At 58.3% G+C, this 22,158-nt stretch carries 20 protein-coding genes; 12 read left to right on the forward strand and 8 right to left on the reverse strand.

The genetic code is table 11. From position 1 onward, the window contains the following. Positions 1–13: 13 nt before the first annotated feature. Together NA78x_RS05355 and NA78x_RS05360 are read left to right on the forward strand one after the other, a co-directional pair. Positions 14–1,075: a hypothetical protein gene (locus NA78x_RS05355; protein ID WP_425617397.1), complete on the forward strand. Its 1,062-nt coding sequence runs from the start codon at positions 14–16 to the stop codon at positions 1,073–1,075. 10 nt (positions 1,076–1,085) lie between these two features. Continuing rightward, entirely contained in the window at positions 1,086–3,506 is a 2,421-nt protein-coding gene (locus tag NA78x_RS05360; protein WP_425617398.1) for a sialidase family protein, read from the forward strand. A gap of 15 nt (positions 3,507–3,521) precedes the next feature. Here NA78x_RS05360 and NA78x_RS05365 read toward each other — a convergent pair whose 3' ends face one another. Both NA78x_RS05365 and NA78x_RS05370 read right to left on the reverse strand, forming a co-directional pair. Continuing rightward, entirely contained in the window at positions 3,522–4,835 is a 1,314-nt protein-coding gene (locus NA78x_RS05365) for a Gfo/Idh/MocA family protein (protein WP_425617399.1), read from the reverse strand. 111 nt (positions 4,836–4,946) lie between these two features. After that, positions 4,947–5,216, reverse strand: a complete 270-nt coding sequence (locus tag NA78x_RS05370; RefSeq protein ID WP_425617400.1) for a hypothetical protein — start codon at positions 5,214–5,216, stop codon at positions 4,947–4,949. A gap of 204 nt (positions 5,217–5,420) precedes the next feature. Here NA78x_RS05370 and NA78x_RS05375 point away from each other — a divergent pair, with 204 nt between their 5' ends. Genes NA78x_RS05375 through NA78x_RS05400 form a run of 6 tightly spaced genes read left to right on the forward strand, consistent with a single transcriptional unit; the run spans position 5,421 to position 10,242 of the window. After that, positions 5,421–6,710, forward strand: a complete 1,290-nt coding sequence (locus NA78x_RS05375) for a PP2C family protein-serine/threonine phosphatase (protein ID WP_425617401.1) — start codon at positions 5,421–5,423, stop codon at positions 6,708–6,710. A 33-nt stretch (positions 6,711–6,743) separates the two neighbouring features. Further along, on the forward strand, positions 6,744–7,667 hold the full coding sequence (locus NA78x_RS05380; protein WP_425617402.1) for a thiamine-phosphate kinase: 924 nt from the start codon (positions 6,744–6,746) through the stop codon (positions 7,665–7,667). Beyond that, entirely contained in the window at positions 7,664–8,140 is a 477-nt protein-coding gene (tsaE, locus tag NA78x_RS05385) for a tRNA (adenosine(37)-N6)-threonylcarbamoyltransferase complex ATPase subunit type 1 TsaE (protein ID WP_425617403.1), read from the forward strand. The genes NA78x_RS05380 and tsaE overlap by 4 nt, the downstream gene beginning before the upstream one ends. Before the next feature lie 52 nt (positions 8,141–8,192). Further along, positions 8,193–8,492: a putative quinol monooxygenase gene (locus tag NA78x_RS05390; protein ID WP_425619500.1), complete on the forward strand. Its 300-nt coding sequence runs from the start codon at positions 8,193–8,195 to the stop codon at positions 8,490–8,492. A 37-nt stretch (positions 8,493–8,529) separates the two neighbouring features. Then, entirely contained in the window at positions 8,530–9,606 is a 1,077-nt protein-coding gene (locus tag NA78x_RS05395) for an XdhC family protein (RefSeq protein WP_425617404.1), read from the forward strand. A 3-nt stretch (positions 9,607–9,609) separates the two neighbouring features. Next, positions 9,610–10,242 (forward strand): nucleotidyltransferase family protein, encoded by a 633-nt coding sequence (locus tag NA78x_RS05400; protein WP_425617405.1) that lies wholly within the window; start codon positions 9,610–9,612, stop codon positions 10,240–10,242. A gap of 27 nt (positions 10,243–10,269) precedes the next feature. Here the strand turns inward: NA78x_RS05400 and NA78x_RS05405 are convergent, their stop codons facing one another. The 3 genes from NA78x_RS05405 to NA78x_RS05415 all read right to left on the reverse strand — a co-directional run bounded on the left by NA78x_RS05405 (position 10,270) and on the right by NA78x_RS05415 (position 14,070). After that, positions 10,270–12,531: a xanthine dehydrogenase family protein molybdopterin-binding subunit gene (locus NA78x_RS05405; RefSeq protein WP_425617406.1), complete on the reverse strand. Its 2,262-nt coding sequence runs from the start codon at positions 12,529–12,531 to the stop codon at positions 10,270–10,272. 128 nt (positions 12,532–12,659) lie between these two features. Next, a complete protein-coding gene (locus NA78x_RS05410; RefSeq protein WP_425617407.1) occupies positions 12,660–13,133 on the reverse strand; it encodes a (2Fe-2S)-binding protein in 474 nt (157 codons plus the stop codon). A gap of 52 nt (positions 13,134–13,185) precedes the next feature. Next, complete coding sequence (locus tag NA78x_RS05415) at positions 13,186–14,070, reverse strand: FAD binding domain-containing protein (RefSeq protein WP_425617408.1); 885 nt, start codon at positions 14,068–14,070, stop codon at positions 13,186–13,188. A gap of 167 nt (positions 14,071–14,237) precedes the next feature. Between NA78x_RS05415 and thiO the strand changes: the two genes are divergently transcribed. Together thiO and NA78x_RS05425 are read left to right on the forward strand one after the other, a co-directional pair. Continuing rightward, a complete protein-coding gene (gene thiO / locus NA78x_RS05420) occupies positions 14,238–15,356 on the forward strand; it encodes a glycine oxidase ThiO (protein WP_425617409.1) in 1,119 nt (372 codons plus the stop codon). A 112-nt stretch (positions 15,357–15,468) separates the two neighbouring features. Then, positions 15,469–16,977: an APC family permease gene (locus tag NA78x_RS05425; protein WP_425617410.1), complete on the forward strand. Its 1,509-nt coding sequence runs from the start codon at positions 15,469–15,471 to the stop codon at positions 16,975–16,977. A gap of 2 nt (positions 16,978–16,979) precedes the next feature. Here NA78x_RS05425 and NA78x_RS05430 read toward each other — a convergent pair whose 3' ends face one another. Continuing rightward, the gene (locus tag NA78x_RS05430; RefSeq protein WP_425617411.1) at positions 16,980–17,588 is read right to left on the reverse strand and encodes a D-sedoheptulose-7-phosphate isomerase; all 609 of its coding nucleotides are present in this window, start codon (positions 17,586–17,588) and stop codon (positions 16,980–16,982) included. Positions 17,589–17,867: 279 nt separating this feature from the next. On the opposite strand from NA78x_RS05430, the gene NA78x_RS05435 reads away from it, so the two are divergent. Further along, positions 17,868–18,542, forward strand: coding sequence for a hypothetical protein (locus NA78x_RS05435; protein WP_425617412.1), 675 nt, complete (start codon positions 17,868–17,870; stop codon positions 18,540–18,542). A gap of 18 nt (positions 18,543–18,560) precedes the next feature. Here the strand turns inward: NA78x_RS05435 and NA78x_RS05440 are convergent, their stop codons facing one another. Both NA78x_RS05440 and NA78x_RS05445 read right to left on the reverse strand, forming a co-directional pair. Continuing rightward, positions 18,561–19,130: a hypothetical protein gene (locus NA78x_RS05440; protein ID WP_425617413.1), complete on the reverse strand. Its 570-nt coding sequence runs from the start codon at positions 19,128–19,130 to the stop codon at positions 18,561–18,563. Between the two features lie 12 nt (positions 19,131–19,142). Further along, a complete protein-coding gene (locus NA78x_RS05445; protein WP_425617414.1) occupies positions 19,143–20,573 on the reverse strand; it encodes a magnesium chelatase in 1,431 nt (476 codons plus the stop codon). Positions 20,574–21,157: 584 nt separating this feature from the next. Between NA78x_RS05445 and NA78x_RS05450 the strand changes: the two genes are divergently transcribed. Then, positions 21,158–22,132 carry an IS30 family transposase gene (locus tag NA78x_RS05450; RefSeq protein ID WP_425615034.1) on the forward strand — a complete coding sequence of 325 codons (975 nt, stop codon included), beginning with the start codon at positions 21,158–21,160 and terminating at the stop codon, positions 22,130–22,132. Positions 22,133–22,158: the final 26 nt, after the last annotated feature.

Consider the following 22,158-nt stretch of genomic DNA (forward strand, 5'->3'; position numbering starts at 1 on the left):
GAGGATTCCACCAATGGAAGTCGCTTCTACGCCAGCCAGCGAAACTGCTCCGCAGAACTCTAAACGATTTCGCCGTTACCCGAAGTTCTCGCTTCGCACGCTGCTCATCGCGATCACGCTAATTGCGTGCCTGTTGGGCTGGAGTGTCTATCAGTACCGTCTCTACAAGCGCGAGCGAGACGCCGTGGCAATTCTCGTCGCCCGCTTTGAAGCGCTTTGCTTCACGCGGGTTCACCAAACGCCAGGACAGGCCTTACGCCTACCGGACAGGGTGCCAGTGATCGATCTGGCTCAACTGCGAAATGGCCGAATCTATCGACCGATCGAAATCGTCGTCGTTGACGAAGGAACACTTGATGATGCCGCGGTAGAGACACTACGTTCCTTCCACTCACTCAAGCGACTCACGCTGATAGGCTGCGATTCGCAAACAACGCTCGATCCGATTGCGGGACACAACTCATTACGGAATCTCATTGTGGCTAGAACGAGGCTGCATTCCCGCGACATCGACAGCGTTGTTTCTCTGACAAACCTTCGGTCCTTGAGCTTGGGGCCGGGCGATCACATGCCTCGTGATTGCGCGGAGCGGATCAGCGGCTTGCATCTGACGAGCCTAACGCTTGACGAAATGCTGGTCTCGGACACTGCTCTCAAAAACCTTACAGCGCAAAACTCCATGGAGTGCTTGTCGCTCCCAAAGTGTACGGTTAGTCGAGATTCGCTACTGTTGATTGGCAGACTTCGTGAGCTCATCTGGCTCGACTTGTCAGGCACGAAAGTTGACGATCGTCTGTTCACTCATTTCACGTTTCCCAAACTGGAGATACTTGACCTGGCGGACTGTCCAATCACAGACGAAGGAGTTGTGGGAATTGTTCGTAACAAAGAAATCATACGTCTCGTATTGCGCAACACGCAGATTACTGATCGAGGCGTCAAAGAACTTGCAAAGTTGCCCAAGCTCCTTGCCCTCGACATTTCCGGCTGCAAGATAACCAATGAAGCACAGAAGACGTTAGACTCCATTTCGACGCTTGACCCAACCGAGGTCGTAACCGGACTCAGTCCTTAAGAACTCTCTCATGCTTGTACGATCAAGATTTGCGTGGCTTTCCCTTTCTTTTCTTTGCCTCTGCTTGCCGCGAGCAAATGCTGCCGATGACCTCTCGCTGCAACCGCCGCTGATCAATACGTCGCCCGGCGCGGAATACTCGCACGAGCAGCGGGACTATGCGATGACGATTGGCATCGAGCGCACGCCGAAGGGTCGGCTGTGGTCGTGCTGGGTCGCAGGGGGCGATAGTCACCTGGGTTACTTTGTGCTCGCGACGAGCGACGACAGCGGCAAGACCTGGACGCAGCCTCGGTTGGTGATCGATCCGACCGATGCGCCTAATGGTACGCCGCGACGGACACTCGTCGGCAACTTGTGGACCGATCCGACCGGCAAGTTGTGGCTGTTCTTCGATCAATCGCTGGGGTATTTCGATGGCCGCGCGGGAGCGTGGGCCATTACTTGCGAGAATCCAGATGCGGATCGCCCCACCTGGTCTGCACCTCGCCGCATCTGGCACGGTTGCACACTCAATAAGCCCACGGTGCTAAAGGACGGCACTTGGCTAATGCCCATTTCGCTCTGGCAACGCAGCCGCATCGGCACGCCCGTCGCCGCGATCAAGGGTGAAGCCGATCCCCAAGCGTTTTTAAAGGCGTTCAAGGAAGGATTTCACGAACTGGATGAAGACCGCAAAGCTTGGCTCTTCGCTTCGAACGACGAAGGCAAGACTTGGACCAAGCGTGGCGGCACCGTGTTCCCGAAGTTCGCGTTTGACGAACACATGACTGTGGAATTGAAAGACGGCAAGCTCTGGATGCTCGCCCGCACCGGCGATGGCATGGCCGAAAGTTACTCCAGCGATGCAGGGCGCACCTGGAGTGAGCCCAAGGTGCGTTTTCCGCACATCAGCGCCCGGTTTCATCTCCGCCGCCTGGCTTCCGGAAATCTGCTGCTGGTCCGGCATGGCAACATGGACGAACAGACAGCCAAGCGAAGTCACCTACGGGCCTTTATCTCGAAAGACGATGGTCAATCGTGGCAAGGCGGCCTGCTGCTCGATGAGCGGAACGGCGTCTCATACCCCGATGGCTTTCAAACGCCCGATGGCCGAATCGTCATTCAGTACGATCGCGAGCGGGCCAAAGAACGGGAGATCCTTTTCGCCGATTTCACCGAGGCCGACGTGCTGGCCGGCAAGTTGGTGAGCGACAAGTCGCGCCTGCAACAAATGGTCAGCAAGGCGACGGGAAATCTGAAAAAGGAAGAGCCGAAACCAGCAGCCAAGCCTGAGAACAAGCAGACTCCTGCTTCCACCTTTGTTCCTCCGCGCGGTACGGAAGGCAGCTCGGACAAGTGGGCCAAGCAAGCCGCGGAAGACGCGAAGCAAGATCGCAGTTCGATTCCCTACGACGGCATCACGCCGAACAAGATGGTCTGCGATACCACGCTGCGGCAACTGCCCGATGGCTCATGGATCCTATTCTTCCTCGCGGGAGGTGACACCGAACCGTCGCCCAAGAACTACACCGCAATCTGTCGCAGCAACGATCAAGGGAAGACCTGGACCAAGGCGGAAGCGTTCGACACCACATTCCCGCGCGAAGGCAAGACGATCGGCCAAGGACCGACCGAACTGATGATTCGTGGCAACGAATGCACGCTCTTCTTTTCGACGCACTCGAATCATTGGAATACCGACTGGCAAAGTTGGATCATGCGCAGCAGCGACAACTGCCAGACGTGGACAAAGCCCGAAGCGGTCCCCGGGCGACTCGCCAAGCGAACCTTCATTCGCAACCACATCGTCGCGCGCGATGGCCGGATCATTGCTCCGTTCCAGCACTACATCGGACCGAACGATCAGCAGGAGTTGCCGATTCACGGTCGTAAGTTCACCAATCCGCGCAACGGTGTGATCATCAGCAGCGATGGCGGCAAGACGTGGACCGAGCATGGCAACGTGGCCCTTACCGACAACGATCAGTACTTTGGCTGGGCCGAAGCAAACATCGCGGAACTGAGCGACGGCCGCATCGCGATGATCACTCGCGCGGACAAGCTTGGCGGAGTGCTCTACTACGCCGAGTCAGCGGACGGAGGTAAGACATGGCCGGCAATGGCGCGCAAGACCGACATTCCCAATCCGGGCAGCAAGGCTACACTCTATCCGCTCGGCGGAGACAACGTGGCGATGCTGCACAATCCGAATCCCGGGCATCGCAGTCCGCTGTCGCTGTGGATCACGTTCGACGGGCTGAAGACCTGGCCCTATCGCCGCGTGCTGGTGCCGGAATCGAGCGATGGGCCCAAGGGACGAATCAATTACCCCGACGGCTTTGTTTCGGCCGACAAAGAGTGGCTTCACTTTGCCTACGACGACAACCGGCATCGCGCCGTGCATTACAGCGCGAAGTTGCCGGGGAAGGTGCTAGAGACGGGGAACTAGGGTCCTAGAAAACTCCTACAGCGTCCAGCCTTTGCGATACTCCTTGTGCAGCCATTTCTGCGCGTCCGGCGCGTTGGTGATCTTCAGGTTCGCGCCGTCCCATTCGATATTGCTGCCGTGGCGGTAGGCGACCGTGCCCAGCAGCACCGCTTCGGTAAGTGCGCCGGCATAGTCGAAGTTGGTAGTGGTCGGCCCACCGTTGCGAATGGCGTTCGTCCATTCGCGGTGATGGCCAATCGACTTCGGAATCGTTTGCATCGGCGGCTTGTAGTCGGCGAACTTCTCTTCGGGGAAGAGGAAGTGATCGCCGTAACTGGAGAGGAGTATTCCCTTGCTGCCGACGAACAGCACGCCCGATTTCCACGTCTCGGGCTTCACGCGAGTGTGTTCGAGCGAGGCGAGCACCTCGGGTTGTTTGCCGCTGTCGTACCAATGCAGCGTGCAGGCAGGGAACTTGCCGCGAGCCGGATACTGATACTTGGCCAAACAATAGCCGGGGCAACTGACCGGGTCGTAGGGCGTGCCGGTCGCTTCGACGGAAGTGGGTGAACGAAGTTCGAGGGCCCAGTGAGGCAGGTCCATGTAATGGCAACCGAAGTCCCCCAGCGAACCGGTGCCGTAATCCCAGAACTTGCGCCACGTGAAAGGATGCACCCCTTCGCTATACGGCCGCTCGGGGGCTGGGCCGAGCCAAAGATTCCAATCGAGATTCTTCGGCGCTGACGTACCGGTGGTGAACTTGCCGCCGGTGTATTCCGCGCCGGCCCAAACGTGTACTTCGCCCACATCGCCGATGGAGCCTGCTTGAATGGCTTCGACCACGCGGCGGTAGTTATCGCCGGCGTGAATCTGATTTCCCATCTGCGTGACGAGCTTCTTTTCTTTCGCCAGGTTGGCCAGCGTGCGAGCTTCGACCACCGTGTGCGTGAGGGGTTTTTCGCAGTAGGTGTGCTTGCCCATTCGCAAAGCCATAGCCGCGGCTGGCGCGTGCGTGTGATCGGGCGTGCCCACGACGACCGCGTCGATCTTGTCACCTTCCTTCTCGAGCATGTCGCGGAAGTCGCGGTACTTGCGAGTCTCAGTGAACTTCACGGCGGCCTTGTCGAGATTGTTGCTATCGACGTCGGCCATGCAGATCAGGTTCTCGTAAGCCAGTTCGTTCAGATTGGCTCCCGCGCGGCCGGTGGTGCCAATGCCGGCGAGGTTCAGTTTTTCGTTCGGCGATTTCGATTGCTGGGCCGGGGCGATGTTCACCCAAGCACCCAGAGCGAGCGCACTCGAAGCAGCAGCAGACGTCGACAAGAACCGGCGGCGAGAAATACGAGCCATGGCGAGAAAACTCCGGTGATGGATGGCGTAAAGCAGGCGGGTTGATGTTCGCAGTTGTAAGCTCGCGCAATAGCCACGACAAGCAGCGCCCGCGAAGCCTTCCGCGGATGCTCACCCGAACCGGCGGAACATCACCACCAACAGGCTGACGATTACCATCAGCAACATTGGCCCGGCGAGCACGAACAAGAGCCCGGCGAGCCGCATGCCTGTTTCGTTGGCCTCGGCCTTCATCAGGTAGTAGGCACCCGACGACGCGACGCTGCAGATGAGCATCACGATCATCATGCCCAGCAGGTTGAACTGCAGGGGCCGCCGCACCGGCGCGGGTGCTGGCGGAATGGGCTTCACAGGCTGTGGTTTCGAGCGAGGGTGACGCATGAGCGTAGTTTACTCGAAGCAGCCATGCCTCAAAGCTGCCAGGGAACTGAAAGCAGCCGCGCAACCAAGCAGGCAAACTTGGGAAGCGGCCGGATCGACTTACCCCCGCGTGTAGAACTAGTTAAGATAGAAATCTCGGGAGCAAGCTCATTCGAGCGGCGAATTCACTCTTGCTGACCGGTAGCCTTAGCCAGGAGCGTACGGGTGGCTTTTGATTGCGGCGTCCAGACCGCTTCGTTGACGAACGTCGGCATGCGGCGGTCGGTGAATCAGGATTCGTATTGCCTGATCGTGGCCGATACTGCAGACCTATGGCGGACGCGTGGCCATTTTCTGATGGTCGCCGATGGCATGGGCGCGCACGCAGCGGGAGAACTGGCCAGCAAGATGGCCGTGGAGAATACTCCCTACCTGTACAACAAGTACACCGAGCTTTCTCCCCCAGAAGCGCTCGAGCGAGCGATTCGCGAGAGCAACACCCAGATTCATAGCCGCGGCAGTGCCAACACCGATTTTCATGGCATGGGGACCACCGCCAGCGCCCTGGTGCTGTTGCCCCAAGGGGCCGTCTGTGGCCACGTGGGGGACAGCCGTGTTTATCGCCTGCGCGGCAATCAGCTGAACCAACTGTCGTTCGATCACAGCCTGCAATGGGAACTGCGTGCATCCGGGCAACTCTCGGAAGGGAGCGAACTGGCCGCGGCAGTTCCCAAGAACGTGATCACCCGTTCGCTCGGTCCGAATGCGAATGTGCAGATCGATCTCGAAGGACCACACCCGATTGAAGTGGGCGATGTCTTTCTGCTCTGCAGCGATGGTCTGACCGGACGCGTGGACGATCCCGAACTGGGCACCATCATGGGTTGTCTGCCACCGCACGAAGCTGTGAAGACACTGGTCGATCTGGCGAACTTGCGCGGTGGACCGGATAACATCACGGTGCTGATCGCGCGAATCGTTAGTCCCGAAGCTTCGACAGCCGGCGCACAAGCTCCGCCGTTAACGCTGGGCGGCAAGAAGGATCTTAAGCCCGTTCATCCGGGCGTGTGGATCGCCGTCGGGGTGGGTGTTCTGGCCGCTGCCATCATGGCCTTGATGAAGTTTTTCATTGTCGCTGGCCTGGCATTGCTGGCCGCCGTGATTGCCGCGATCGTCGGTGTGGTGAAGCTCTACAGCGGCTATACCGCCGGCACGCAACTGGCCGGCAATCGTCGGCTGGGCAAAGGCCCTTACACAAACACGCCTTGCGGGCCAACCCCGGCCTTCTTCGCCAAGCTGGAGCAAACCGCTGGTGAACTGAAGCAAGTGGCCATCGATGGCGGTTACAACGTCGACTGGAACGAGTACAGCGAACTGCAACGCAAGTCGGTCGCCGCGAGGCAAGCGAATCCCGTCGACTCCGTCCGCCAGTTGTGTAAATCCATCACCTTTCTGATGAACGAACTTCGCACCCAGCACGACCGCAAGACCAGCGACTCGACGATTAAGTACTAAGCGGTTACCAAGTAACCGACGCTACCCAAAAACATGGAACTCGACTTTCTTCGCTGGCTGCAAGAGCAGTTGCCAACCTCGGCGAGAGTTCCGCTAGGCATTGGCGATGACGCCGCGTTACTGAGTCAACGATCTGGCCAGCAAACGGTCGTCACCACTGACATGCTGATGGAGGGGACCGATTTTGTATTGCAAGAGTGCGGTCCACTTGCCGCAGGTCGCAAGGCACTCGCGGTGAACCTCAGCGATCTCGCTGCGATGGGAGCGAGGCCGCTCGCTGCCTTTGTCTCGATCGCCGTAACTTCCGGTCAGAGCGAAGCAACGCTTCTTTTCGCCCAGCAGTTGATGCAAGGGTTGTTGCCGCTGGCCGCTGAATTTGACTGCACGATTGCTGGCGGCGATACCAACAGCTGGAGTTCGCCACTGGTCATCAGCGTAACGGCGATGGGCGAAGTGGCCGAAGGCAAAGCATGGAAACGGAGCGGCGCAAAACCAGGCGACGCGATTCTCGTTACCGGTAGTTTCGGCGGCAGCATTCTCGGCCGGCATCTCGCCTTCACGCCTCGCGTGCGTGAAGCGTTGCAGTTGCAAGTGATGAACGCCCAGATTCACGCGGCGATCGACGTGAGCGATGGCCTGTCGCTCGATTTATCTCGCATCTGTGCAGCCAGCAACTGCGGAGCAACCATCGAAGTTGCTCGCATCCCAATTGCTGTCGCTGCGCATGAACTTGCTGCTCAAAGCAAGCAATCAGCCCTCAATCATGCCCTTGGCGATGGCGAGGATTTTGAGTTGATCCTGGGGGTTCCGCCCGAGGAAGCAACTCGGCTGCTGCGCGACCAGCCTTTGGAGACTCCACTCACACAAATCGGCTGGTTCACAGCGGATGCAGCGCTGAAACAGCAATTGCCGGATGGCACCATCGTTCCGCTCTTGCCGCGGGGCTACGAACATTGAGCCAGTTCACTTTTTCCTCGGATTCACCGGCCGATACCGACCGGCTCGCTCAAGCCCTGATTAACGTGCTGCCCCAGCGCGCCACGCTCGCGCTCTGTGGCACCCTCGGCGCGGGTAAGACTCGGTTTGTGCAAGGGCTGGCTGCAGCAGTCGGCATCGACCCCGCCTCGGTGACCAGTCCGACGTTCGTTCTGTGTCAACAATACACGGGTTCGCGCAGGCTCTATCATCTCGACGCGTATCGTCTGCACGATGTCGACGAGTTTCGCGAACTGGGAACCGACGAACTGTACGACGAGCAGGCCCTCACGCTCATTGAGTGGGCCGACAAGATCGAACCGGCACTTCCGGAGTCGTACATGCTCGTGCGAATCGAAGTGACCGGCGAAACGAGCCGCCAAATTCATCTCACAGCCATCGGTGAGGAACTGGCAAACATCCCGCTGCTCGTGCAGAATGAACTTTCGCAGTAAACCTGCCGCTGTCTTTCGTTTCTTTTCTCTGAGGAGTCGCCCGTTGATCGTCGTGTTAGCCACCATTGAGTTGAATCCTGGGAAGCGGAACGATTTTCTCGCGGAGTTTCATAAGATCGTCGAGCCCGTACGGGCCGAAGACGGCTGCATCGAGTACTTCCCCGCTACCGATCACGCCACGAATTTGCCAAATCAGCCAGCGGCTCGCGAGAACACCGTAGTTGTCGTCGAGAAGTGGGAAAGCATCGCCCACCTCGAAGCTCACCTGATCGCGCCGCACATGATGAGCTACCGTCCGCGCGTCAAAGATTTCGTCAAAAGCGTATCGCTGCAAATTCTCAGCCCGGCGTAGTTGTCCAAAGTCCGCTCTTCACGGTCAGTTCACCACGATGCGCGATGTCGTACGACAACTGTTGACAACACTGGCCGCGAATCGGCCTGCCGCTTATTGCCGGCTCGTGGAAACGCGCGGCTCAACTCCGCAAAAGGCCGGCGCGGTGATGCTTGTCTATGCCGATGGCTCGCAAGCGGGCACGCTCGGTGGCGGTTGTGTCGAGGCCGAAGTGAAACGCCGGACGATAGCGTTGCTTGCCGACGACCGTGCGGAGCTTTGCAAGTTTCAACTCGACAGCGACTATGGCTGGGACGACGGCCTGATCTGCGGCGGTCGCATGCTCGTGCTGATTCAGCCAATCACTGCTGCCTCGACTGACTACTTCCGCCAGCTGAGCGAAATGATCGACGCCGGCCAAGGTGCTACCGAAGCCATTGTGTTCGATGCGGATGCCGCAGGCCTGGCAGCGCCCACCAGCTACTTGCTCGATGGTAGCGGCAGACTACTCGCCACGCTCAACGCACCCGCCAGTAACTTGCCGCCAGCCATCGCGCAAGATCTGAAGCCGCTCGAGATTCGCCCGCGACCTTACATTTCCGCCGGCATTTCGTACCTACCGGTGCTCCCACGTTGTCGGCTGATCATCGTCGGTGGTGGTCACGTGGGACAAGCCGTGGCAGAACTTGCCACGCCGCTTGATTTTGAAGTCTGGGTCGTCGATGACCGGGCTGATGTCGTCAGTGAAGCAAGATTTCCGCAGGCGGACCGGCGTATTGCCGGCGCGGTCGATCAAGTGCTCCCCACGCTGCCCATCGATCACGATACTTACTGCCTGATTGTGACGCGCGGGCATAATCACGACGAAGAGGCGCTGTTTCATGTGGTGAACCGCGGTGCTCGCTACGTGGGGCTGATTGGCAGCCGTCGCAAAATCCGGCTCATCTTCGACGATCTGCTGGAGCAAGGTGTGACGCGCGAAGCGCTCGAGCGGGTTCATGCGCCGCTGGGGATCGATATCGGTTCGCAAACCGTTCCCGAGATTGCCGTGAGCATCGCTGCCGAGTTGGTTGCGCATCGCAACCGCGATGGCTTCATTCCCGGCAGACCCGCGCGGGTCGAAATGGCGAAATGAATTGTGGCAGGCGAACTCTCTCAGCCTCGCGCGTTTGCCATCATTCCCGCGGCCGGTGAAAGCCGCCGCATGGGCGAGCCGAAGTTGCTGCTGCCGGTGAATGGACGGCCGCTGATCGAGCACACGATCTCTGCATGGCTAACGGCGGGACTGAAGCCACTCGTGGTGGTTCGGCCCGCTGATCACGCGCTGGCTATTGCCTGCCGCGATGCGGGCGCTGATGTATTGCAGCCGCCAGTTGCTCCGGCCGAAATGAAAATCTCGGTGCAATTGGCATTGCAGGCAATTGCTGAGAACTCTCAGCCCACCAAGCACGATTGCTGGCTACTCGCGCCGGCTGATATGCCCGGTCTATCACCCGTGATCATTCAGCGCCTGATCGCAATTCACCGTGAAGCTGTTACCACCGAGATTTTAGTTCCCACCTCGCGGAAGCCTATCCCACGGAGAGGGCATCCCGTTTTGTTTCCGTGGCCCTTGGCGGAACAAGTGCATCAGCTGGCAGCGAACGAGGGTGTCAAAGCCCTGCTGGCCAGGAATAAAGTGCGCGAGATAGCCTGCGAAGATCTGCTCGCGCAATCACCGGCGGCATTCGAGGATGTTGATACGCGGGCGGATTACGATCAACTGCGCTGACGCTTCCAGCTCAAGTGATTCGGCACACTACTTCTGCAGAGCCTTCCAGATCTTGGGGGGGGACATGGGCAAATCGGTAAAGCGCACGCCAGTCGCGCGTTGAATGGCGTTGGCCATCGTCGCCGGGGGCGGGACGATGGGCGTTTCGCCGACGCCGCGCACGCCGTAGGGATGGCCCGGGTTGGGCACCTCGACAATGATCGTTTCGATCATTGGTACGTCGAGGCACGTGGGCATCCGATAGTCGAGAAAGCTGGCGTTGCGCATCTGGTCGTTCTTGTCGAAGAAATACTCTTCGTTGAGCGCCCAGCCAATGCCTTGCACCGCGCCCCCCTGCATTTGTCCTTCGACATAGCTGGGGTGAATCGCCTTGCCGGCGTCTTGAATGGCCGTGTAACGGAGCACCGTCACCTTGCCCGTTTCGGGATCGACTTCAACGTCGGCGATGTGCGTGCCGAAGCCGTTCGTCGAACCTTCCGGCGCGACGCTCGCACGGCCCACCACCGGCTCGACCGCTGATTGGCTGATCTTCACCGCCAATTCTTTGAAAGTCAGCTTTTCTGTTTTGTACGAGTAGACGCCCTCTTCGACCTGCACCTCTTCCGGCTTGCACTTCCACAAGCGAGCCGCCCGGTCTTGCATTTGCGATTGCAAGTCGAGGCCTAGCTTGTATGCGGCGAGGCCCGTGGCGAATGTGACGCGGCTACCGCCGGTGAGGAACGTATAGCCAACGCTATCGGTATCGGCGACTTGGGGGCGAACATCTTCGGCCGTGATGCCCAGCACTTCGGCCAGCTGCATTGCGATGCTCGTGCGGGTGCCGCCGATATCGGTCGAGCCTTCGATGAGCGAAACGATGCCGTCTTCCATCACCGTGGCGGAGCAACTCGACGCACCACCGATGTTGAACCAGAATCCGCTGGCCAGACCGCGGCCCCGATTCTTGCCGGTCAGTGGCGACTTCCAGTGATCGGAGTTGCGGGCGGCTTCCAGCGTTTCGATGAAGCCGATGCGAGGATAGACCGGGCCATCGACGCGGCGGGTGCCCTCTTTCGCGGCGTTCTTCAGCCGCAGTTCGATCGGGTCGATGTTGAGCTGCAATGCCAACTCGTCCATCACCTGCTCGATAGCGAACGCCGCCTGCGTACTGCCCGGCGCGCGATAGGCTTGCACCTTCGGTTTGTTGTTGAGAACGTCGAAACCATCGACACGAGCATTGGGAATGTCGTAACAGCTGAAGACGCACATGCTGCCGGGGCCGATCATGCCGCCGGGAAATGCGCCGCAATCGTAGGCCAGCCAGGCTTCGCCAGCGACGAGCGTGCCATCTTTCTTGGCACCCAACTTCACCCGTATGTACGAACCGGGCGTAGGACCGGTCCCTTCAAAGACCTCAGCCCGCTGCATGGTCATCTTCACCGGGCGACCAGACTTTTTGCTGAGCAGCGCTGCGACAGGCTCCAGATAGACAGTGATCTTGCCGCCAAAGCCGCCACCAATTTCGCACGGCACCACCAGCACGCGCGAGATGGGAATCTGCAACAACTCGGCAGTCTGTTGACGGCAGACGAACGCACCCTGCGTGGCTGTCCAGATCTTCAGCCGACCATCTTCGTTCCACATCGCCACGGTGGCGTGCGGTTCGATATATCCCTGATGCACGCTGGCCGTGCGAAATTCCCGCTCGATGACAATCTCGGATTGCTTAAAACCTTCGGCGGGGTTTCCTTGTTCGAAGGCGATATGGACGGAGACATTCGTCGGTTTGTCTCCTTTTTTGCCCAGTTCGTCGGTCCGCAGGTCGTCGTGCAACAGCGGAGCATCAGCCTTCATGGCATCGAGCACCCAGGTGACGCTCGGCAACGGTTCGTACTCGACGACGATCTTCTTGCAAGCTTCTTCGGCGATGTGGGTGTTTGTGGCCGCGACGGCCGCGACGGCGTGACCCTTGTACAGAACCTTGTCTTTGGCCAAACAGTTGCCGGCTAAGTGCTGCAGGTTCACCGCGCCGGCCTCGCCCATTATCGCGATCTTTTCGGCGAGATTGGGGAAGTCGTCGGCAGTGACCACGGCGAGCACGCCGGGCATGGCGAGCGCCGCCGAGACATCAATTCGCTTGATCTTCGCGTGCGCATGCGGGCTGCGAACGATACGGCCGTGAGCCATGTTTGGCAGCTGCAGATCGGCGGTGTAGATCGCCTTGCCAGTCACCTTGTCGGCACCATCGTGGCGCACGGGCCGCTGGCCGATGACTTTGTAGCTGGTCTTGCCGAGGTAAAGGTCTTCCATCGATTCGTTCCTTTTCGTTCGCAGCCATCGCCGCTATTTCGTTGCAAGCGGCAGTGGTCTAACGGCAGCAAACGCGAGGTAGTACAAAAGCCAATGAACCACCGGAGCAGGGCCGGTGGCGTAGTGATTCAGCGCGCTTCCGCTGCACAAGCTTGCACGGCTTTTACGATTTTGTCGTAGCCCGTGCAGCGGCACAGATTGTTGGCCAGGTGAAAGCGAATGTCGTGTTCCGAAGGCTGCGGGAACTTGTCGAGCAGCGCCTTGGTGGCCATCAAGTAGCCGGGTGTACAGATACCGCATTGCAGCGCCGCACCTTCCAAAAAGCATTGCTGCACCGGCGCGAGTTGCCCGTTCTGGGCGAGGGACTCAACCGTCTCGATCTTCGCCCCTTCCGCTTCCACGCCCAACACCAGGCAGCTGAGAACGGGCTTGCCGTCCATCAACACGGTGCATGCGCCGCAGTTGCCGTTGTTGCAGCCTTCTTTGCTGCCGGTCAGATGCAAGGTGTCGCGCAGCACTTCGAGCAGGCTCTGCCGCGGCTCGCACAAAAACTCGGTGCTGCTGCCGTTGATGGTGGACGATACTACCGTCTTCTTGGCCACTCGTTATTCCTTATTCCCGCTGACGTGTTTGTATTGGGAGAGCGTTCGCGGCTTACTTATTGACAAAAGCCTTGGCCCGTTCGGTTGCTTTCAACAGCGTGCGTTTCACCAGCACGCCGACGAGATGCGTCCGATATTCGGCGGGTCCACGCATGTCGCTGATTGGTGTCGCTACTTTTTTCGCCAGTTCTCCCGCCTGAGCGAACGATTCTTCGGTGGCCGGTTTGCCCGCCAGCCATTCGCTGGCCTCTTGAGCGTACTTGGGCGTGGGAGCCACCGCGCCGAGGCCAATGCGGGCGAACTCGATCGTGTCGCAGGCCGCATTCAATTGAACGCGCGAACCAGCACCCACAACTGCGATATCCATTTCGTTGCGCGGAATGAAGCGTTCATAGGCCGAGCCACTGTGCGTAAGGCAAGGTGGAAAAACGATTGCGACGAGCAGTTCACCCTTTTGCAGCACATTCTTGCCGGGTCCCGTGCAGAACTGTTCGACGGCCACATGCCGCTTGCCGCGCGGGCCAGTAATTTCGCAGTAGGCATGATGAGCGATCAGCGACGGAATGGTGTCTGCCGCTGGGGACGAGTTGCACAGGTTACCGCCGATGCTCGCCCGGCTTTGAATCTGCCAACCGCCGATAATTTTCGCCGAATCGACGATTGCCGCATAAGCGGCCGCAATTTTCAGATGCTCGTACACCTTGTGGCAAGGCACACTGGCACCGAGTCGCAGGCCGTGCTGCGCCGAGAAAGTGAGCTCTTGCAGCTCGGGCACTTTCTTGACATCGACCACCAGATCGGCTTCACGCATCCCTTCGCGCAGTTGCACGATGATGTCGGTGCCGCCGGCCAGAATTTTGACATTCCCGGCTGCGTGCTGCAGCAAGCGATTCGCCTCGCTGAGTGATTCCGGGGCCGCGTAGGCAAAATCTTTCAAGGCCAGCTCCTCAATGATTGTCCGCTGGCAGTTCCTGCAACACCGTTCTCGCTCGCCTGCGGTGCGCGGATTATACCCCGGCAGCGAGGGTTTTCAACGAAGGGTAACCAGCTCTCGTCGCCGCGCGACCCATTCGCGCCTGCCAGCAGCCAGTTATTCTGGAGGGAATGAACTGCGATTGCCTGATCGTCGGCGGTGGTGTGATTGGCCTCTCCTTGGCCTGGCAACTGGCCCTGCGCGGACGCAAAGTGCGAGTCATCGATCGCCAGGCTCCTGCCCAAGAGGCCAGCTGGGCCGGCGCGGGAATTCTGCCTCCCGCCAGCAGAACAGCGCTCGCTCATCCGCTCGATCAGCTGCGAGGCTGGAGCTTCGAACTGCATGCCGAGTGGGCTGTGAAGCTGTTGCAGCAAACGGGCATCGATACCGGCTATCGCAAATGCGGCGGCCTGTATGTTGCGCGCTCCATTGGCGAAGCAGCGGCTCTCACCGCGTGGGCCGAAGCCCAGCACGAAGAGCAAGTGGTCGTCGAGAAGCTTTCGCCTGGTCGCCTCGCCGAGCTCGAACCGGAACTGGCCACTGCCAATCCACCTGCTCTTCCGATTCGCGCCGCCTGGCTGCTGCCCGATGAATGCCAGCTGCGCAATCCGCGCTATCTGCAGGCCCTATTGAAAGTGTGCGAGCAGCAGGGCGTAGAAATTGTTGCCAACTGCGAAGTGCAGGATTTTCAGATTTCCAACGGTCGCTTGCAGAAAGTGAATACTTCCCTGGGTGATATCAGCGCAGAGCAAGTCTGCGTCACCTCCGGCGCATGGACCGGCCAGCTATTGCAAAAACTGGGCATGACGCTCGGCGTGATCCCGATTCGTGGTCAGATGGTCCTCTTCCGCTGCGAGCGTCCACCGCTACGCACAATAGTGAACGAAGGGCCTCGATATCTGGTTCCCCGAGACGACGGCCGACTACTCGTCGGTTCCACCGAGGAAGAAGCCGGCTTCGATAAGAGAACCACGCCGGAAGCGATTGCCGAATTGATCGGCCTCGCCCGCACCTGGCTTCCTTCACTGGCCGACGCCGAAGTCGAGCAAACCTGGGCCGGTCTACGCCCCGCTTCGTTCGATGGTTTTCCCTATCTGGGACATTTGCCTGGAGTGGCCAATGCATTCGTTGCTTCGGGCCATTACCGCAGTGGACTCTATCTTTCACCCGGCACCGCCATCGTCATGGCCCAGCTGATGTGCCACGAAGCTTGCAGCCTCAATCTCTCGGCGTTTGCAGTGGGACGTTAGCGCGAAACATCGGTCGTTGATTGGCGCTCCTCTTAGGAAGCGCTCAGCGCGCAGATCCCGCCTGACATCTCACCCGACCCAAGCCTGCGCAAGATTTCGCTATAGTACCTCCATGCCATCCTTGCCCGCTAAGACAGAACTGCTGTCGCATCAACCTCAGCGCACTTTGTCGCTGCTGGATACGACTTCGATCATCGTCGGCATCATCATCGGCTCGACGATTTTCAAAAGCTCGCCGATCATCTCCGCCGCAGCGGCAGGTTGGACCACCGCCACGCTACAGCATTATTGGAACTGGCCCGCCGCTGGCGACGTGAACGGTCTGCTTTTGGCTCAATACCTGGGCATTGCCCTGATCTGGTTGCTCGGTGGCATCATCGCGCTACTCGGCGCTCTCTGCTATGCCGAACTGGCGACCGCCTTGCCGCAAGAAGGTGGCAACTATGTGTTTCTAACCACAGCCTTCGGTCGCCGCACTGGGTTTGCCTTTGCCTGGACCGAGTTTTGGATTGTCCGACCGGGAAACATCGGCGCGATTGCCTTTGTCATGGCCACCTTTGCGATGCAGCTCCTTCCCGAGTCCATCAAAGCCACGCTTGGCACGCGCGGCGAAGCACTCCTGGCTGTCGCAGCGATTGCAGTACTGACCGCGGTCAATATTCTGGGCATTCAAATGGAACGCTGGACGCAGAACGTCCTCACGGCGGCCAAGGTGCTGGGACTGTTGTTCGTCGCCATCACTGCCTGGTTCTTGCTGACTGCGCCGGTGGCAGTAACAGAAGTCAGTCAGGTTCCGCAACCGCCGACTGCAATGCTTCCGCTGGCGATCATCCTGGTGATGTTTGCCTATGGAGGCTGGAGCGATATGTCGTATGTCGCCGCCGAAGTCACCGATCCAAACAAGAACATTACCCGTGCGCTATTGCTCGGAACCGTTGCTGTTACTGCGATCTACTTGTTCCTGATCTTTGGTTTTGTGCATGGCCTGGGGCTAGCCGGCCTGTACGACTCGCCGTCGGTAGCCAGTGCCGTGCTCTACAAAAGTTGGGGCCCGTGGGGCGATACCGCGATCAGTCTGCTGGTGGTGATCTCCTGCCTGGGAACCATTCACGGCATGCTCTTCACCGGAGCTCGCGTGTTTTACAAACTGGGCTCGGAACATCGCATGTTTCGCTGGCTGGGAAAGTGGAATGCGAAGCGCGATGTCCCGCTCCGGTCACTACTCGCGCAATCGGTGGTGACTATCGCGCTCGTGATGATCTTTGGCTCGAACGCCAAAGCCTTTGAAGGGCTGGTAGTTTTCACCGGCCCGTTTTATTGGGGCTTCATCTGCCTCGTTATCTTGGCGCTCGTCTGGCTCCGCTGGCGGGGAAAGTTGACGAGCGAGCGCTACGGCGTGCCCTTCTATCCCTTGCCGCCAATTCTATTTAGCGTGGCCTGCCTATGGATGTGCTACGAAGGGGTGAAGTATGCCTGGAGCAATCGCGCCACCGCGGGCTTGCTCTATTGGTGGGAAGGTCACTGGGCACTCGCGGTCGTCGTCATCGGGCTCGTACTGATGTTCATCGACAGCCGCGAACAACCTCCGGACGCCAATACTGCCGGCTCAATAAAACACTAACCCTACCCCGCATACCGCCCTTCGAAATTGATCCGTGCGAAGACATCGTTCAGCACCCAGTGAAACACACACAGGTGCAAACTCTCGACCATGCCCATGTCGTCGAGCGCCACATGCAGGCCATGCTGCTGCATGCTCTTTAGCTTGCCACCGGAGTAACCCGTCAGGCCGTAGGTCTTCAGCCCATGACGATTCGCCCAATCAACAGCGGCGAGGATGTTCGGGCTGTTGCCGCTACCGCTGATGGCGATCACCACATCACCTTCGCGGCCATAGTTCATCAGCTGTTGCAAAAAGATGTGCTCGTACGAGACATCGTTCCCCACCGCCATGATCCAGCCGAGGTTGTCCGTCAAGCTCAGCACCTTTAGCCGCTTCTTACTCTCGTCCTTTAGATCTTCCGGGCGAAGGGTGCTCTTGCCCAGATCTTCGGCCATGTGCGAAGCCGTGGTGCCGCTGCCGCCGTTGCCAAAGATGTAGACGAACTTGTCATTCTCCCATGCTTCGTAAATCAAATCGGCCATCTTCAGCAGGTCAGCCTGATTGAGCTTTCCTGTTTCGGTTTGCAAGCGAGCGAGATAGGTGGGCAGATCGAGCGTAGCACCGAGCATGGCTGAGCGAATCCATTAAGCGTGGAGAGAACCCTGGGATCGACAATGGTTGCGAAGTTCCCATTCTCCGCGATTCCGTCGCTGTTTGAAGGCCCCCGCGCGCAGCATTTCTACTCGCGTTGCACCACAAAAGGCACACGCTCAGCACACCGCCACTGCGTACTTTGCTCAGCGTCATCTGCGGGAATCCGTTACTGAAAAATTCGCAACTGCTTTCTTCAAGCCCGCGATAACGGAAGAGAGTCTGCCAATTCTCATTACCTCTCCCAGAAAGCTGTCATGAGTCCGCAAGCGAAAAAATTTAAGTCGACCAGTCCCAGCAAGCTCGAGCAAAACCTGGGCTATTCGATGCAAGCGGTGAACTTCGTACTCACGCGTGCCAAGCTCCAAGCGGCAAATTACGATTATTTCGATCCCCAGAAGAAAGCAGCTACCTTCGAAATCTTTGCCAAGCAGCTCAACAACTATCAGCCTCAGACCGAGTACGACGCCCTCTACAAGCTGGCCGAAGCGCATAAGACGCCGCTCGACCAGTGCGTCTACGACGGCGTCCGTCCGGTGCAACATCTAGTAACGGGTATTGCCGCCGACCTTGGTTTCGATAGCGAGATGGACCGTTACCGAATCATTGCCGCGCTCGCGATGATGGCCGGTTGCGGCAACTGCCAAGAAGAGTCAATCGTCGCTTTTCTGTATCTCCACGATATGAAAGTTCGTGCCCACCGGATCTCCGCGAAACCCGATCACGCCTTCGTGGTCGTCGGCATGGCCCCGAATGCCGACTTCGAAGACTATCGAACATGGGGCACCGATGCCGTGATCTGCGACCCGTGGTCCCAGGGATTCCAAAAAGGAAATGCCAAGTTTGGTACCTACCCTGCGAGTCAATTCAACTCCGTCATGGGGAGCCTACTGGGGGCAATTACCATCGAGGCGTGCTTTCCTGCACCGTGATCACCATCCATGAAGACTTTAGGACGAAGGTATGAAAGGACAAGGTCCCTCCAGATACTTCGAAAACTTCGTCGCATACGTCGTATCAATTTCCCATCTGGTAATGTCGCCAATGGGAATTGTTAGCGGTTCCTTATCCCATTTTCCCAAGGCATCGAAACTAACAAAGCTCACATTGGCGCCATCCACAGACAATACGTTGCCAATGTAGAAGTCCTCCAAATCTCGCAACTTGTCTTCGCAGTGAATGATCACGGGCACCGATCGATGCAGGAGAGAATCTGCCAAGGTTGCCATATCGGTGATTGGCAGATCGCTACTGAAATCGATTGGGATTCCTTCGCCTGCCAACATTTTCTCCCACTGCCGCTCATATTCACCCGATCGCACGTCCGACACATCGCCAACGCGCAGAACGGTATGGCCATCTGGAGAGAAATCGTGGAACTGGTGAAGCATCAGCAAGTCGGAACTCAGCGCAACAACAAACCCATGGCTCACTGGCTCACCTGGAAACGATCGCTCAATTCTGACGATTTCACCGGTTCCGACGTGACTGCGTAGCTGTTTGTAAATTCGCCGCTTCATCGCAACCTTTTACTACTCAATCTCATACTGAATGTGCCCATGCTGCTGCGAGCGGCTGATGCGGTCGAGCGCGTAGAGCCCGGCCAGGACAAACTCGACGCACGATGCTCGCACGGCAGCATCACTGGCGGCATTCACCTCGAAGGCCTTGTTCCATACCGGAGGAACACGTTTCAGGCGATCGGCGTAATGCGCCGAAGGGAGCATGTCGCCAACTTCGATTTTTACTCCCTTGCCAAAAATTTCGGCAATCTCGTGCAAGCCGTGCTCTTCAACATACTGGTTGAAGACGCTGCGAATCGCTTCGGCAATCACGGCATCAAGGACCTGTCGTTCACTCATTTGATGGCTTCCCATCATGTCGAGTTCCAACTTGCCTAGCGATGATGCATACAAGTGACCGAGATCGCTGATGCGTGGCACGGCCGGCTTCTCGCCCAGTACAACCGACCGCTGACGTGCGGAAGCGATCATGGTGCCGTAGTTGGCGAGACTGAACCGCGCACTCACGCCGGACTGTTGATCGATGTACTTGCTCTTGCGGGCCTGAATAGTGATCTGCTCGATCAGTTCCTTCATGAAATAAGGAACAATCACCGGGTAGTCGCCACCGAGGTCGACCTTGGCCTCTTGTTCGAGGATCTTGATCCCCAGGTCTCGTTCGCGCGGATAGTGCGTATGGATCACACTGCCGATGCGGTCCTTCAGCTGTGGAATCACCTTACCGCTGCGGTTGTATGTCGACGGATTCGCGCTGAACAGAATCAGCACGTCGATTTCGAAGCGAACCGGAAAGCCGCGAATCTGCACATCGCGTTCTTCGAGAATATTGAACAGGCCGACCTGCACCAGTTCATCGAGCTCCGGCAATTCGTTCATCGCAAAGATGCCGCGATGCATCCGTGGAATCAGACCGAAGTGCAAAGCCTCTTCGGTCGACATGCTCACGCCCGAAGCTAACTTCGAAGGATCGATTTCGCCAATGATGTCGGCGAACTTGGTCCCCGGCGAAAGCCGTTCCGCATAGCGATCTTCCCGCTTCCACCACTTGATGGGCGTTTCAGCCGGCGAATGCTCCGCCAAAAAACGCTTGGCGACCGAGGTGACCGGCGAGTAGGGATCTTCGTGCAAGGGCACGCCGGGAATATCGAGATACGGAACCTCTTCGTCAAGAAAGCGAACTAGCGTGCGCATCAACCGGCTTTTGCCTTGCCCCTTCTCACCGAGAAAGAGCATGTCGTGGCTGGCTAGCAGAGCAATATTCACTTCGGGTACGACAGTGTCTTCGTAGCCGACGATGCCAGGAAAAAGATCCTCACCGCTGGCGAGTGCTTTCAGAAAGTTATCGTGCAGTTCGCGTTTAACCGGTTTCGAAACCCAGCCACTCTCGCGCAGCTGTTGCAGGTTACTCGGACGGGAGTGGGTGGGACTGGCCTCAGTCATCAGGATTCTCGCTGGTACGCTAGTTCGTTTCGATCGTGCCTGCATTATAGGGGCCAGCCTAGGGCGCGCGTTCCCACGCCCGCAATCCAGCCCCCTGCGCGTTGGACACTTCCTGCCTGGGGAACGACTGATCGATCTGTCATTCTTTCTCAGCCTAAACGTCCAACAATCGGCCGGATTATTGGACAGGCACCCATTCTCGAAATGTGCCGCAAGTGGCTGCCGGCCTATCACTTGCGACACTCCGGCAAGTTTTCAGCTCACCCTCTTTGTCCAACAACCGGGTTAATTCTTGGACAGCCCCCTCCATCGCACTGCGACTTCTAGTTCTCGATCCCACGTAACCCAACCGTGCAGCGCAAGCCCGCAGCTCAATCACCAAGCCGCACGAGCACTTACGGACATTATCACACTGTCGTAATCTATTGTCAATCAAGTTGTTTTCTATTGGTGAAATTATCTGGCCGCGGTGCGTGCAAAATTGAAGTGCAAGCTAGCGTATGGTGGCTGAGAGTAGGAAAGGCCATCGCTGGGTGTTTGAATATCAGAATCTCACTTGCAGATACTCAAACGGAGGCCCAGCGATGGTTTACAAGCAGCTTAGGGTTGAGGAGCGTGAAATCATAGCGACGATGAATGCTCAGGGTTGTACTCAGGCTGCCATCGCCGAGGCGACTCATCGCGATGCTTCGACAATCAGTCGCGAATTGAGTCGCAATCGGCCGCGGAGTTGTTACTCGGCATCGGTGGCCCAGGGACTGGCGATGCGTCGGCGGGCGGCGGCTGGGCGGCCGCGTCGCAAGTTCGAGCAGCCAGAGATTCGGGAGGCGGTCAAGAAGCAACTCCAAGAAGGCTGGTCTCCGGAGCAGATCGCAGGTGTGAGCAAGCGTCAGTTTCCCGAGGATCCGCGCCGTTGGATCTCGCGGCAGACGATCTACAACTCGCTCCGCCGTGACGACCACGGACGCCCACTGCAGAAGTGCCTGCGTCGTTATCACCTGCACAAACGCCGTTGCCGCACGCGAAAAGAGCGGATCTGCCCGCAATTGGAACAACGACCCGCGATCATTAACGAACGGGGCCGCTGCGGCGATTGGGAAGGAGATTTGATTTGCAGCGGCGGTCATGACCAGTTCTCGCTGGTGAGTCTCGTCGAACGTCAAACGGGCTACGTCGAACTGATCCTGGTTCCCAACAAAACGTCCGACGTGGTGATGAGCGCTATTCGTGTTCGCCTGGGAAAACACCCGCGTGAGTTGCGTCAGAGCGTGACGTTCGACAACGGCTCCGAATTCAGCCGCTGGGAATGGCTGCAGTGGATCCTGACCCTGCTGATCTTCTTCGCACATCCGCACTCACCTTGGGAGCGCGGCACGAACGAAAACACAAACGGCCTAGTCCGCGAATACTTCCCGAAAGGCACCCGCTTCAGCCAGGTCACTCGCTACGAGGTCCAAGCCGTCCAGGAAAAACTCAATCACCGACCTCGAAAACGACTGGATTTTCAAACACCCCACGAAGCCCTTTCAAAACATTGCTGTCTTGCAGTTCAAACTTGACTTCACCCGCTGCGGGCCGGCAGCCA

Origin of the sequence: Anatilimnocola aquadivae, from assembly GCF_049819085.1 — a bacterium.
Taxonomy (GTDB): domain Bacteria; phylum Planctomycetota; class Planctomycetia; order Pirellulales; family Pirellulaceae; genus Anatilimnocola.

Excerpts from the sequence above, each read along its gene's own strand:
- NA78x_RS05355 (WP_425617397.1), top strand. The coding sequence starts at position 14 with ATGGAAGTCGCTTCTACGCCAGCCAGCGAAACTGCTCCGCAGAACTCT.
- NA78x_RS05360 (WP_425617398.1), top strand. The coding sequence starts at position 1,086 with ATGCTTGTACGATCAAGATTTGCGTGGCTTTCCCTTTCTTTTCTTTGC.
- NA78x_RS05365 (WP_425617399.1), bottom strand. The coding sequence starts at position 4,835 with ATGGCTCGTATTTCTCGCCGCCGGTTCTTGTCGACGTCTGCTGCTGCT.
- NA78x_RS05370 (WP_425617400.1), bottom strand. The coding sequence starts at position 5,216 with ATGCGTCACCCTCGCTCGAAACCACAGCCTGTGAAGCCCATTCCGCCA.
- NA78x_RS05380 (WP_425617402.1), top strand. The coding sequence starts at position 6,744 with ATGGAACTCGACTTTCTTCGCTGGCTGCAAGAGCAGTTGCCAACCTCG.
- NA78x_RS05395 (WP_425617404.1), top strand. The coding sequence starts at position 8,530 with ATGCGCGATGTCGTACGACAACTGTTGACAACACTGGCCGCGAATCGG.
- NA78x_RS05405 (WP_425617406.1), bottom strand. The coding sequence starts at position 12,531 with ATGGAAGACCTTTACCTCGGCAAGACCAGCTACAAAGTCATCGGCCAG.
- thiO (WP_425617409.1), top strand. The coding sequence starts at position 14,238 with ATGAACTGCGATTGCCTGATCGTCGGCGGTGGTGTGATTGGCCTCTCC.
- NA78x_RS05425 (WP_425617410.1), top strand. The coding sequence starts at position 15,469 with ATGCCATCCTTGCCCGCTAAGACAGAACTGCTGTCGCATCAACCTCAG.
- NA78x_RS05430 (WP_425617411.1), bottom strand. The coding sequence starts at position 17,588 with ATGCTCGGTGCTACGCTCGATCTGCCCACCTATCTCGCTCGCTTGCAA.
- NA78x_RS05435 (WP_425617412.1), top strand. The coding sequence starts at position 17,868 with ATGAGTCCGCAAGCGAAAAAATTTAAGTCGACCAGTCCCAGCAAGCTC.
- NA78x_RS05440 (WP_425617413.1), bottom strand. The coding sequence starts at position 19,130 with ATGAAGCGGCGAATTTACAAACAGCTACGCAGTCACGTCGGAACCGGT.
- NA78x_RS05445 (WP_425617414.1), bottom strand. The coding sequence starts at position 20,573 with ATGACTGAGGCCAGTCCCACCCACTCCCGTCCGAGTAACCTGCAACAG.
- NA78x_RS05450 (WP_425615034.1), top strand. The coding sequence starts at position 21,158 with ATGGTTTACAAGCAGCTTAGGGTTGAGGAGCGTGAAATCATAGCGACG.